The organism is Oceanobacillus sp. M60, from assembly GCF_053839645.1.
Genome location: NZ_JBSSNH010000003.1, coordinates 416919 through 430667 on the forward strand (window position 1 = coordinate 416919; position 13749 = coordinate 430667).

Sequence of the window (13749 nt, forward strand, 5' to 3'; positions counted from 1 at the left end):
CTTTGAAAAAATGGATGCTATCCATTAGTGTAGTGGCACTGTTTTTAAGCGGATGTGTGCAGCAGCAGCCATCCAGCGAGGAGGAAGTCGTCCAGGAGGATGCCAGCAGCCAGGAAGAGACTTCTATCGTGCCTAGCAATAGACTTTCAGGGGAAAATTACCGAATGATTTTACCATATCAGCCAAGTGAGGCAAGAGGCGTTATTACAAGGCAAATGGCGAACCGTGTAGATATTGATGAAATGGAAGAAGGATTGCGCCGGCTGTCCACGGATTCATATAGTCCGGAAGATTATTATTTTCAAGAAGGGCAATATTTTACAGAAGATCGTGTGAATAATTGGATTGATGATTTAAATCCTGAAGTAAATCTAGGGGCAGATGAAGAGACCTTCAGGGAAAATCCGCGTTATTTATCCCATGTTCTAGAACAAAATTATTTAACACAGACAGAGGATGGAAATGTCAATTTAGAAGGAATCTCTATAGGACTTGCGATGAAATCTGTTTATCAATTCCAGACCGATACTGGCGAGCCTTACCAATATGAAGATATCTCTGAAAGTGCAATGATGGAACAGGCAACAGAAATTGCACAGGATATTGTCAATGATATTCGTGAAAATGATGAAGAACTCAGTGATATTCCAATTATGATCGGTATTTACCGGGAAGAGGAGCAAGCTTCTCCTGTGCCGGGAAATTTTGTAGCTAAAACAAATGTGGATGGAGGGAGCAGCTCAATTGACGGCTGGGAGGATGTAGAAGAAGAAAATATCCTCTTCCCTTCTGATGAAGGTCAGGAAAAATATTATGATGATCAAGAGCTTGTAACAAGCTTTGGAAATGAAATTCGTGATTTCTTTCCAAACTATGTCGGAATGGTAGGGGAAGGCTTCTATATAGATGAGGAGCTTCAGAAATTACGCATCGATGTCCCGATAGAATTTTACGGCAAGGGAGAGGTTATCGGTTTTACCCAGTATGTGTATGGTCTGATTGAGGATATGTTTCCAAACTATTATGATATAGAAGTTAATATTACTTCCAGCCAAAAGACGGAGAGCCTGCTTTACCGTAATGCGGGTGAGGATGAAATTCAAGTTCATATTTATGATTAAAGCATCAGGAAATTCACTGTTACTAGCAGTTTATCAGCTAGCAGCAGTGGATTTTCTTTTTTTAAGAAAATTTTCCGGGAAGGCAAAAGTTATTTAATGATTCTTCTATTGATTTTCCCAAATTGAAGAACGGCAGAGTATGGTACAATGGGTTTATAGAAGATATAATGACAAAGGAATTAAAATAGCTTATCATTGGAAAATGTTTTTAAGCACTTTCGCACTAATTTTCTTTATTTATGAAAAAATTAGATAAGCAGTCAAACAAAATTTCTCTATTAGAGAGACGGTTGCTTCACGAACCGCTATGCCGTGATAAAAGTATAAAAGTGTGGGGTGAAAGATAACATGATAGCGATTGGGACGTATATCAAAATCCAGCGTACAAAGCAGAAAATGACTCTAGGGGAGCTATCGGAGGGAATTGTTTCTTTATCCTATTTATCGAAGATTGAGAATCAAAAAACAGAACCGAATGAGGATATTATCCGAAGGCTGTGTCACCGGCTTTGTATTACAATAGATCAGAGCCAGGAGGAGAAAATCGGCGAACTCTGTAAGAATTGGTATGAGATGCTTGATGAGAATACCAAAGAAAAAGACATGGAAGCTGCCTATCAGGAAATCCAGATGCTGATGGATAAAAATTATTCTAATCATCTCATTATGTTTGAGATTCATAAGATTAATTATTTTTTATTCATTGAAAGAATCGATTTGGCTGCCAATAAAATTACGCAGTTAAAAGAGGTTGTAAACACGTTTAGTGTAGAAGAACAGTATTACTGGTATTTATTTAATGGACGCTACAGCTTTGCGGTGAAGAATTATTATCATTCCATGTATCAATATAAACGGGCAGAAAAAATTACAGAGGATCATCGCCTGGAGGAAAAGGCAGAGGCCGACTTGAAGTATTATATTTCGATGGCACATTCTAAGCTGAGGAACTCCCTTGAAGCAATCGAATATGCAGAAGAGGCTCTGGAAATGTATATGAAGCAATATAGCTTCCTGCACTGTGCACGTGCCCATAATATTTTAGGAATTTGTTATACTCATATTAAGCTTTATGAAAAGGCAATTAAAAATTTCACACTTGGTCTGCAGCTTGCAGAAACCATTCATGATAAAAAAGTCGTTCAAAAGATTCACCAGAATCTTGGTTATCTATATGCTTCAAAGGGTGATTCGACAAAAGCGATTGAATACTATAAAGGGATTTTAAATGATTCAGACGTGTCAGCGAATACCAAAGTGGAGATCACAGCTTCACTCGTACGTGAATATTATCATTCGAATTATTATGATGAGGCAGAAGAGTATATTGATTACGGATTAAGTGTATTCTATGATTTAAAGGATAAACAGCCATACCTTGTGTATAAATACATCTTGCGCAGCTATAATTATCTGCTTGAAGAACAGTTCAATCTGTTTGAACAATTATTGGTCAAAGATTTACTTCCATTATTAAAGAAGCAAAAGGACTACGTGAATTTTATTCTTTATTCCGAGCTGCTGGCAAAACGCTATGAAGGTAATAATAATTACAAGGACGCGGCACAGTATTATAGAGAAGTAAACCAAATGTATAAGCATATTGCTCACATTTGATATAATTTTATGTCTAAAACCAAGTTATTCTATAATGTTAATTATAAATTATAGTATAACTTGGTTTTTTTGTTATGCAGCAATATAAACTTGCCTTGTATAAGCAAGTTTTGCTATTATCATAAGTGGAATCCGTGTTAATAACGGTATTAATAAGAGTGTTATTCATAGTACTATTATTAATACCACCACGAATGTTAATAATGCTACTAATATTAATTTCAATTTATATAGCAATAATTAATATAAAACATCTTATAAAAATGATATAATGTTGTTTTAATGAGTGTATAGGCTGAATGATGTTTATTCTAAATGCACGCTCGAATATAAGTGCTATTTTTATAGCATATTATAAATAAATACGATTATTTTGGAGGTTAAGCAAATGGCAGAGATTTCAAAAGAGCAAGTAAAGCATGTAGCTAATCTCGCACGCTTGGAATTTGATGATGAAGCTGTGGAACAAATGGCGAATGAGCTGAGTGCTATCATTGAATATGCTGAGCAGCTGAATGAATTAGATACAGATAATGTGAAGCCAACCACACACGTATTAGATTTGAAAAATGTGATGCGTAAAGATGAACCTAAAAAGTGGATTACACAAGAGGATGCATTGAAGAATGCTCCTGACCAAAAGGATGGACAAATCCGTGTTCCATCGATTCTAGAATAAAAGGAGGCAAACATATTCATGTCTTTATTTGACTATACGATAAAAGAATTGGAAGCAAAATTACATAATCAAGAGATTACTGTAGAAGACTTAGTGAAAGAATCTTATCAGCAAATTAAAGAAGTGGACGGAGATGTGCATGCATTCCTGACACTTGATGAAGAAAAAGCGCTGGAGAAAGCAAGAGAACTGGACAAACGTGAGAATAAATCCGGTGTATTATTTGGTATCCCGGCTGGTATTAAAGACAATATCGTAACGAAAGGACTTCGTACTACCTGTGCAAGTCAATTTTTAGATAATTTCACGGACCCGTTATACAATGCAACCGTTGTTGACAAGCTGGATGCTGAAAATCCGGTTGCAGTTGGTAAATTAAATATGGATGAATTTGCGATGGGATCTTCCAATGAAAACTCCGGTTATGAGCCGACTCGTAACCCATGGAATACAGATCACGTTCCCGGCGGTTCCAGCGGGGGTTCTGCAGCAGCAGTCGCAGCAGGGGAAGTATTATTCTCACTTGGATCGGATACAGGCGGATCGATTCGTCAGCCGGCAGCATTCTGCGGTGTTGTAGGAATGAAGCCGACTTATGGACGTGTATCCCGTTTTGGCCTTGTGGCATTTGCATCCTCTCTGGACCAAATTGGCCCATTGACCCGTACGGTAGAAGATAATGCACGTGTACTGGAAGTCATTGCAGGACATGACAAAATGGACTCTACCAGTGCAGATGTAGAAGTTCCGGCTTATACAGAAGCATTAACTGGCGATGTAAAAGGTTTAAAAATAGCTGTTCCTAAAGAATACTTAGCAGAAGGTGTTTCCGAAGAAGTGAAAAATGCTGTTTTAGAGGCATTGAAGGTCTATGAATCCCTTGGAGCTACTTGGGAAGAAGTATCCTTGCCACATTCTAAATATGCACTTTCAACTTATTACTTATTATCATCCTCTGAGGCTTCTGCGAACTTAGCCCGTTTTGACGGCGTACGCTATGGTGTCCGTTCAGATAATGCAGAAAATATGTTGGATATGTTTGTGAAATCCCGCAGTGAAGGCTTCGGTGATGAAGTAAAACGCCGTATTATGCTTGGAACCTTTGCCCTCAGCTCTGGTTACTATGATGCCTATTATAAAAAAGCACAAAAAGTACGTACATTAATTAAAAATGACTTTGATAAAATTTTAGAAGAATATGATGTGATTGTTGGACCGACAACACCGACACCGGCATTTAAGGTCGGTGAAAAAACAAGTGATCCATTAACGATGTATGTGAATGATATCTTAACGATTCCTGTCAACTTAGCAGGCGTTCCCGGTATTTCTATTCCTTGCGGTTTCTCCGAGGATGGATTGCCAATCGGCTTGCAGGTTATCGGAAACTATTTTGATGAGAGCACTGTTTATCGTGCTGCACATGCATTTGAACAAGCAACAGAACACCATACAAAACGACCTCAACTAGGAGGTGCCAAGTAATGAATTTCGAAACAATTATTGGACTTGAGGTACACGTAGAATTAAAAACCGCATCAAAAATATTCAGTCCGAGTACAAATGAATTTGGTTCCGCGCCAAATACGAATGTCAATCCGATTGACTTAGGCTATCCGGGCACACTGCCAGTCTTAAATGAAGAAGCAGTCAACTTTGCGATGAAAGCGGCAATGGCACTCAATTGTGAAATTGCAACAGATACGAAATTTGACCGTAAAAACTATTTCTATCCAGATAACCCGAAAGCTTATCAAATCTCGCAATTTGATCAGCCAATCGGCGAGAATGGCTGGATTGAAATTGAAGTAAACGGCAAAAAGAAAAAGATCGGTATCACCCGCCTGCACCTGGAAGAGGATGCAGGAAAATTAACACATGGGGAAGACGGTTATTCCTATGTCGATTACAATCGTCAAGGAACACCATTAGTTGAAATTGTATCTGAGCCGGATATGCGTTCTCCAGAAGAAGCATATGCATACTTGGAGAAGCTGAAAAATATTATTCAGTATACAGGTGTATCGGATGTGAAGATGCAGGAAGGCTCCCTGCGCTGTGATGCCAATATTTCACTTCGTCCAATCGGACAAGAGGAATTTGGTACCAAAGCAGAACTGAAAAACTTAAATTCTTTCTCCTTTGTTCAAAAAGGATTAGAATTTGAAGAAACACGTCAGGAAAAAGTATTATTATCCGGCGGAGAAATCCTGCAGGAAACACGCCGTTACGATGAAAAAACAAAAGAAACGATTCTGATGCGTATCAAAGAAGGTTCGGATGATTATCGTTATTTCCCTGAGCCGGACCTTGTACCATTATATATTGATGAGGCTTGGAAGGAACGCATCCGCAGTGAAATTCCTGAGCTTCCAGATGCCAGAAGAGAGCGTTACGTAAGCGAATTAGGCTTATCAGAATATGATGCGAATGTGTTAACGGCATCTAAGCAGATGTCTGATTTCTTTGAGGAAGCAGCAGGGCACGGAGCAGATATCAAACAAGTATCCAACTGGTTAATGGGAGAAGTCTCTGCCTATATGAATAAGCATTATAAAGAGATTGAAGAGCTGGCAATTACACCAGATGCCCTGGCGAAAATGGTTAAATTGATTGAAGACGGCACGATCTCTTCTAAAATTGCGAAGAAGGTATTTGCAGAGCTGGTTGAAAATGGCGGCGACCCAGAAAAAATTGTCGAAGAACAAGGCCTGGTTCAAATCTCAGACCCAGAGCAATTGAAGCCAATCGTGAATGAAATTCTTGATCAAAACGAACAATCTATCATTGATTTCAAGGATGGAAAGAAAAAAGCAAAAGGATTCCTTGTCGGACAAATTATGAAAGCAACAAAAGGACAGGCGAACCCGCCGCTGGTAAATGAAATTCTTGCTGCGGAGCTGGAGAAACGATAAGCTTTCTTGGTAGAATGGTAATAAAATAAAAGAAGCAACAAGGGAAGGCTGTCGCAGAAATGAAATGTGGCAGCCTCTCCAATGTGAAAAAAGATGAAAAGAAAATGGAAGATCATTGTAGAAAAACAACACATTTTATCGAGACTTGTTATTTTTTGTTCATTTTGCTTTTCAAACACATCAAAAAAGTCTATGATATGGATTAGACGAGTTTATTTAATACGATTATAATTTCAACATAAAGGAACTTCATAGGTTATTCATGTCAGATCATGGATAAATACTGCTTTTTATTATGTATCTATTTTGAGAGAGATTTCAGTGAATATCACCGTTCTGTAATACGTATAGTAAATATTTGCTATGGAATGTTGTGAGGTTCTCTAGGTTTCCTTTCATCTAAGGAGAAGAAAAGCAAAGAATGAAGTTATACTTTATATAATACGTGTCTGTAAAGAAGCAATTGCAAGATGGACCGTATGGGGAGGAAAGAACATGGAGAAGGCCCGAATCATTTATAACCCAACTTCGGGACGTGAAGCAATCAAAAAAGCATTACCCAATATTTTAGAAAAGCTGGAAACTGCCGGCTATGAAACTTCCGCACATGCGACAACATGTGAAGGGGATGCTATCGACGCTGCAAGAACTGCTGTAGAAAGAGGCTATGACTTAATTGTTGCGGCTGGCGGCGATGGTACGATCAATGAGGTCGTACATGGCGTAGCCGAACAGGAATATCGGCCAAAGTTAGGGATATTGCCTGCTGGAACAACAAATGATTTTGCCAGAGCACTTCAAATTCCCAGAGATATTAATAAAGCTGTAGATGTTATCTTAGAAGGCAATTCGCTGAAATTAGATATCGGAAAAGTCAACGAGCATTATTTTATTAATATTGCCGGCGGAGGAAAACTGACAGAATTAACATATGATGTCCCGAGCAAATTAAAAACAATGTTAGGTCAATTAGCATATTATATGAAAGGCATTGAGATGCTTCCTTCTTTAAAGCCGGCGCATGTCAGAATTGAGTACGATGAACATGTACTGGAAGAAGATATCATGCTATTTCTAATCTCTAATACGAATTCCGTCGGCGGTTTTGAAAAGCTTGCTCCCGATGCACGTTTAAATGATGGGTACTTTGATGTTCTTATTCTAAAGAAAACAAATCTTGCAGAATTTATTCAAATTGCATCACTTGCCCTTCGAGGGGAACATTTAAAAAGTAAAAACATCATCTATACACAGGCAAAGCGAATTAAAGTGACGAATGAGGATAAAATGCAGCTGAATATTGATGGGGAATACGGCGGTATGCTGCCGGGAGAATTCATCAATCTTCAGGAACATATTGAGTTTATGGTCCCAGCAGAATTCATCGAGCATCAAGAAGAGCTGGAATAAAGATGAAAGTCTCTAAACATACAGTTGTTTTAGAGGCTTTTTTGATTGCTCCTGTCTCCTTGAGCATAGGAACAGTTGTTGTTTGTTAAAAGCCTGTGATAGAATAAAGTGAGCAAAAGTGATTACGGAAATAGAGGAAGATGACAATGGCAAAAACAACAGGAAATACCCCTGTTCAAAAAAATGAACATTTGACTATTACAATTGAAGATATTACCCATGAAGGAAGCGGCGTAGGAAAAGTGGACGGCTATCCTTTGTTTATTCCAAAGACCTTACCGGAAGAAGAAGCCGTTATTAAAGTGGTTAAAGCAAATAAAAAATATGGATTTGGAAAGCTGTTAGAGCTGAAGAAAACAAGCCCGGAACGTGTGAATCCAACCTGCCATGTATATTGTGGAGGCTGTCAGCTCCAGCATATGAGCTATGCCCTTCAATTACAAATGAAACAGAATCAGGTCCATAATGTGATGAAAAAAGTAGGCCATCTGGAGCATGTCCCCGTGCATCCAATCATTGGGATGGAAGATCCTTCTCATTACCGAAATAAGATACAAATTCCTGTCGATGAAAAAAACGGTGAATTAATTACAGGCTACTATCAGAAAAGAAGCCACCGGATTCTGCAGAATCAGGACACCTGCCATGTGCATAGTCACGCAATGAATGAGGTGCTCCCATTTGTTCGACACTTAATGAATAAATATGGTGTTCAAGCTTATAATGAAGAAACACATCGAGGTGAACTGCGTCATATTATGATACGGGCAGGCCATTTTACAGGAGAAATGATGGTTGTTTTTGTAACGCGTACAGCCAAGCTTCCTGGCAAAGAGCGAATCATCGAAGAACTGACAAAGAAGTTTCCATTTATCCGTTCGATTGTGCAGAATATCAATGACCAGCGCACGAATGTGATTTTAGGGAAGAAGACAAACGTATTGTGGGGAGCAGCTTATATCCACGATACAATAGGCGATTTAACCTTTGCGATTTCGCCAAAGTCCTTTTATCAAGTGAATCCTGTTCAGACGAAGGTGCTTTATGATAAAGCTTTGGAGTATGCAGCTATTGATAAAAATGATGTAGTGATCGATGCATATTGCGGCATAGGAACAATCTCGCTCTTCCTTGCCCAAAAAGCAAAAAAAGTATATGGAATCGAGGTTGTTCCAGAAGCCATTGAAGATGCAAAGAAAAATGCAGCATATAATGGAATAGATAACGCGGAGTTTACCGTTGGACAGGCTGAAAAAGTGATGCCTAAGTGGAAGAAGGAAGGCTTAGATCCAGATGTGATTGTTGTCGATCCTCCGAGAAAGGGTTGTGATCCGGAATTTTTGGATGCGATGATGGAGATGAAGCCGAAGCGGATTGTTTATGTTTCCTGTAATCCTTCGACACTGGCAAGGGATTTGCGTATTTTAGAGGACGGCGGTTATGAGACGAAGGAAGTACAGCCGGTGGATATGTTTCCGAATACGGGGCATGTAGAGGCTGTGACGGTGTTGTCGAGGATGGAAGAGTAAAGGGATGAAAAAGGCAGCGAATGGTATGCTGTCTCAAAATAGAATGATTGAGAAATAAAACTGAACCACCATACATTGATAACGGTTATTTTAATGGAAGTAAATGGAGAACTAGATGAAGACAGAACTATCAACAGAACACTGTAGGATAAGTAAAAGAACGGCACAAATAGTTCTTTTTTTATCCATTTGTGCCATTCATATATTTTTCACCTAATCAATTTCTATTATTTGATGATTAGATTAATATAGCATTATAAGAACAATTTATTACAGAACAAACCTTTCATGCTGGATGATAAAATCCAGCTGAGGCAAGTTCCATCAGAGGAGAGTGTACTGCATGTTTAAAAAGATTGCCAGTGATGCATTAGGATTGAGTGATATTGGTAAAATTATTCAACCGGATAACTTCGATAAAACGGAATCAGATGATTACGTATTGCATGAAGAAGGGGAACAAATTCATTTTCTGATTAAATCGAAATCAGATGAATACTGCTTTACGAATCGTTCCTCATCCACTTAGATGGGGAAAAGGCAACAAGCAGTAAGCGGAATATTTATCGCTATGATTACTACCGCTATCCTATTCAGAACGTCACAGTAGAAACGGCTGGTACGATTGACCTGGACCTTGAAATAAAATTTACGATTGGAGGACAAGCTATTTCCGTAGATATTGAGAAAAAGGAAAGCGAGGCTATTGCTGATTTATATAAATCATTAGTTACCATTTCACATATTCAAGACAGTGATGCACGTGTAAAAGGTTATGCAAAAGATAGTCCTGATTTATCCAAAACCTTATTCACTGACAACCGTTTTCAGGAAGGAACCATAGCGAATGAATTTGAAAAAGCTGCGAAATTTGCTTTTGATTGGCTAAATACGACATACAATGACAATACACTGAAAGATTTTGGTGATATTTTTAAAAAATATCACCAAAATTAATAAGGAAACTTTATAATGAATAGTGGCTCCTGATACACCATGATTAGACCAGATTAAATCACGTTTTAAAATAATCATTATATCTGCTTAAAGCGTGAGCGCTGAAGAAATTTGGTTTTTCTGTGTGCTCCGGTGATTGCTGAAAAGGTACTGACAAAGTAGAATAAAAACAAGCGTATTGTAGAAGATAGGAATTAATTAAAAGTTAGGAGAATGCCAAATGATTAACGGAGTGGAATTTGATTTTGTTGTAAAAGACAGCAAAGCAGCTTTAGCGCAGTACAAGTCTATTTTTGATGTAGAAGTAGTAGAAGAAACAAATTTTAAAGCAGGAAATAATGAAGCAGTATTTACCATTTACGGGACGCGTTTTCACATGCTTGATGAGAATCCTGAATATCAATTATTTGCTCCGAAAGAAGGGGAGACACAATCTTTTTGGTTCAATATTGCAGTTCCGGACATTCAAGAAACATATGAAAAAGCGATGGCTGCGAATGCAACAGAAATACAGCCTGTTACAAGGATGGAAGAAATGGGCATCTCTAATGCAATGTTTGCTGACAGCTATGGGTATGTATGGATGTTACATGAGATTCACCGCGAAGTATCCTTTGAAGAACGCGTGGATATTCTAAGTAAAGACTTTGAATAAATATCTGTGCTATTTTGTAGAGATGCTTACTTAAAAAGTTTCATACATCTGAAATCTTTATGACAGTCAAATATAAATGAAACAAAACGTTTACTAATTCCATTAGGGAAAATAGGAACGTTTTTTCTATATATGAATAACAGAGATTCCAAACCAGTTAATCTATAAACAGGCCTTGTTCGAGGTATGGTGCTCTTTAATATTCTTCACTATATACTTATGACCCTGAAATAAATAACAATCGTAGGAACGTTCCTTTTGTGAATGCTATAATAATAACATGATGTTGATAAAGAAACTAGTTGTTATGGGGAATTTAATGAAAACTCCTACAGGAATAATAATCTTTTTTATTATCATAATGATAGCGTATTTTATCATGGGGATGATAGAAAAGCGTTAATATTAGAGCTCTCTATCTAATTTAATCTATTTAAAAGAAGGAGGGAAAATAATATGGACAAGTCAAATAAAAACTTTACTCCCGTACGTCTGCATCTGGAATTAACAGACGCTTATTTGTCGGATTATGAAAAAAGAATGCTGAATCGGTATGGGGAGACTTTAACTGGTGGATCAATATCCCGAGACATTCTGATTCCATCTGATATGCCGCTGCACAACCTTCATTATGCAATTCAAAAACTATTTGGATGGCAAAATGCGCATCTGCGCAAATTTCAGCTTCCTGATCCTGTATTTCAGAAACTGACCGGAGGCACGGTAAAGGGCTGGTCTGATTTAGTAGGTACGCTATTTCAACCTCCATCTGAAGCAGAAAGTGATCTTTTTTGGGACGAAGATTATAAAAGTGGAAGTATCCATACATGGTTGAGGAAGAAGTATACAGGGCCTTTCATATATAAGGGGACACTGGAGCAGCCGGAAATAGCGAAGCAGGATATGAAGGAAATGTTAGATTATTTTACAATGATTGAAGTGAAAGAATCATTTACGGATTATCTGGAACGGAAAAAGCAAAATCCTGATACAGAAATGAGAACCATCCGGAAAGCGCCATTAGTTGAATTAACTCTTGCTGAAATGCGCTCAGCGTTTACTTTAGAGGGGGATGTGGAAAACTTGCTGGAGCGTCTGGAAGTGGATAAGGTAATCGCTGCGAAAGCGGAAGAAATACAGGACAATAAATTGTTTCCCGTAACAGATGAACTCATTTATCAGTATGATTTTGGAGATGATTGGACGGTGAAAATCACCAAATATGAGGATTGTGCGGATTTATTACATCGAAATTTGATAGATCAAGAGGAGTTGGCGGAAGCAGAAGCAATGGTTTTGGATAAGAATAAACCAGTTTGTATTCATAAACAAGGTATCTCCGTATGTGATGATGTTGGCGGCTTAAGCGGCTTTGCCAATTTTTTAGGAACTATTTATGAAAGCGAAGATAGGCTGGAAAAGTCTGAGATGCGGGCTTGGGCAAAAAGCCTTGGCTGGAGTGCGCAAAAGGTTTCTGTAAAAACATTATTATAGAAAGTTTAAGGGAAATAATTCCTTTCTTAAAGGGGTTACCATTTATTATTTTTCTCATACATAAGAAGCGAGTAGTATCCGTCTGATACGCTTTAGAAAGGTGCCACTTGAATAAGTGCATGTTTCATGCAGATAAAACACATATATAAGGAGCTAGTTACATGTACAAAATCTTCTCCTGGGCGGCAGTGATATTTTGGATGGCGCTTATTTTTTATTTATCCCATCAGCCTGCTGCCATTTCCAATGAACTCAGTTCAGGAATTACCGAAATAATTATAAACACCTTGGAGAATCTTGCTTCTTCATTCCAGTTCCATATAGAAGAGCTGCATCATATCATTAGAAAAAATGCGCACTTTTTTGCTTATTTAATACTGGGCATTCTCGTTTTGAACGGATTAAGAAGAAGCGGTGTATTTGGCAAGCGAGGTATAGGTATTGCCTTGTTGATTTGTATTCTGTATGCCATCACAGATGAGGTGCATCAGTTATTTATCCCCGGGAGATCCGGAGAGGTGAGAGATGTCTTGATTGATAGTGCTGGTGCGAGCACAGGAATTGTCATTTATTTACTAATTTCCAAGCTGGTAAAGCGGCGCAGCAAAAAGCGTATCCGCTGACAAATGGTTTTGCTTTGCAGTTCATTGTTTTTTAATGATAGCTTCCCAATGGTTTTAATGCTTCTGCAGTTTGATATGTATAAAAAATCTAGAAAGCTTTAGAGAAATTCAAAGACAGTCTTTATACTTCAACAACAAAAAGTATAAAGGCTGTTTTTAATTTGAATCACTAGATAAAAAACAAAAATTACAACTATTTTTTCCATATATGCTAATATGAAATAAGAACTAATTTGATTAAAATAAACTAAATTATCATTATCTCTGCAGTTTTTAGACGTTAGTGAAAAGCGTGATAGCTTCTTAGTATCTAATGGAATTTTTCATATGCGTTGGACCTGCTTCATGGCAGAAAAAGATAATTAAAGTGTGAGGGCAGCTATGGGACAGAATACAATAACGTTAGATCCAGACGAAAGAAATGCCACCAATATTCCTGAAATTGAAAAGGAATATGCAAGGCTGGATAAGGACTGGCTCTGGTTTCATTATAAATTATCCATTTGGCTGGTGATTTTTACTTTTATCATTGAATGTCTTCTCAGCATCATCATTGTCCGGACAGATCTGCTAAGCACGTCTGTTCCAATCTATATCTGGAGGTTTATTGCCGTACCAAGCATTCTGAATGGGATATTCCTCGCGATTGGTACGGCAGTGATGTATTCTAAACGCATTTCGCACCAGGGAAAGAATGGCGGTATATAAAGAGGGAGTAGATATCTCGCAGTGGTTTGCCAGGGCGGATT

General features: G+C 38.0%; 11 protein-coding genes and 1 pseudogene. All 12 read left to right on the forward strand.

Annotation, left to right across the window (positions count from 1 at the left end; all coding sequences use genetic code 11):
* The first annotated feature begins 2 nt into the window (after positions 1–2).
* The 12 genes and pseudogenes from ACW0TQ_RS09940 (at position 3) to ACW0TQ_RS09995 (ending at position 13708) form a co-directional block, all read left to right on the forward strand.
* Complete coding sequence (locus tag ACW0TQ_RS09940; protein WP_289584846.1) at positions 3–1121, forward strand: CamS family sex pheromone protein; 1119 nt, start codon at positions 3–5, stop codon at positions 1119–1121.
* 348 nt (positions 1122–1469) lie between these two features.
* Entirely contained in the window at positions 1470–2738 is a 1269-nt protein-coding gene (locus ACW0TQ_RS09945) for a helix-turn-helix domain-containing protein (RefSeq protein ID WP_256705997.1), read from the forward strand.
* Positions 2739–3126: 388 nt separating this feature from the next.
* Positions 3127–3417: an Asp-tRNA(Asn)/Glu-tRNA(Gln) amidotransferase subunit GatC gene (gene gatC / locus ACW0TQ_RS09950; RefSeq protein WP_042533066.1), complete on the forward strand. Its 291-nt coding sequence runs from the start codon at positions 3127–3129 to the stop codon at positions 3415–3417.
* Positions 3418–3435: 18 nt separating this feature from the next.
* Complete coding sequence (gatA, locus tag ACW0TQ_RS09955; RefSeq protein ID WP_042533068.1) at positions 3436–4902, forward strand: Asp-tRNA(Asn)/Glu-tRNA(Gln) amidotransferase subunit GatA; 1467 nt, start codon at positions 3436–3438, stop codon at positions 4900–4902.
* Positions 4902–6332 (forward strand): Asp-tRNA(Asn)/Glu-tRNA(Gln) amidotransferase subunit GatB, encoded by a 1431-nt coding sequence (gatB, locus tag ACW0TQ_RS09960; protein ID WP_193063862.1) that lies wholly within the window; start codon positions 4902–4904, stop codon positions 6330–6332. The genes gatA and gatB overlap by 1 nt, the downstream gene beginning before the upstream one ends.
* 495 nt (positions 6333–6827) lie before the next feature.
* Positions 6828–7742, forward strand: a complete 915-nt coding sequence (locus ACW0TQ_RS09965; RefSeq protein WP_193063861.1) for a diacylglycerol kinase — start codon at positions 6828–6830, stop codon at positions 7740–7742.
* 146 nt (positions 7743–7888) lie between these two features.
* A complete protein-coding gene (rlmD, locus tag ACW0TQ_RS09970; RefSeq protein WP_256705998.1) occupies positions 7889–9271 on the forward strand; it encodes a 23S rRNA (uracil(1939)-C(5))-methyltransferase RlmD in 1383 nt (460 codons plus the stop codon).
* A gap of 343 nt (positions 9272–9614) precedes the next feature.
* Positions 9615–10228: pseudogene (locus ACW0TQ_RS09975) on the forward strand (PH domain-containing protein).
* A gap of 220 nt (positions 10229–10448) precedes the next feature.
* Positions 10449–10883: a VOC family protein gene (locus ACW0TQ_RS09980; RefSeq protein ID WP_212928292.1), complete on the forward strand. Its 435-nt coding sequence runs from the start codon at positions 10449–10451 to the stop codon at positions 10881–10883.
* A gap of 456 nt (positions 10884–11339) precedes the next feature.
* Complete coding sequence (locus ACW0TQ_RS09985) at positions 11340–12377, forward strand: IS1096 element passenger TnpR family protein (protein ID WP_455725619.1); 1038 nt, start codon at positions 11340–11342, stop codon at positions 12375–12377.
* A gap of 161 nt (positions 12378–12538) precedes the next feature.
* Positions 12539–13000 (forward strand): VanZ family protein, encoded by a 462-nt coding sequence (locus ACW0TQ_RS09990; protein WP_455725620.1) that lies wholly within the window; start codon positions 12539–12541, stop codon positions 12998–13000.
* A gap of 381 nt (positions 13001–13381) precedes the next feature.
* Positions 13382–13708 carry a hypothetical protein gene (locus ACW0TQ_RS09995; RefSeq protein WP_368901362.1) on the forward strand — a complete coding sequence of 109 codons (327 nt, stop codon included), beginning with the start codon at positions 13382–13384 and terminating at the stop codon, positions 13706–13708.
* Positions 13709–13749: the final 41 nt, after the last annotated feature.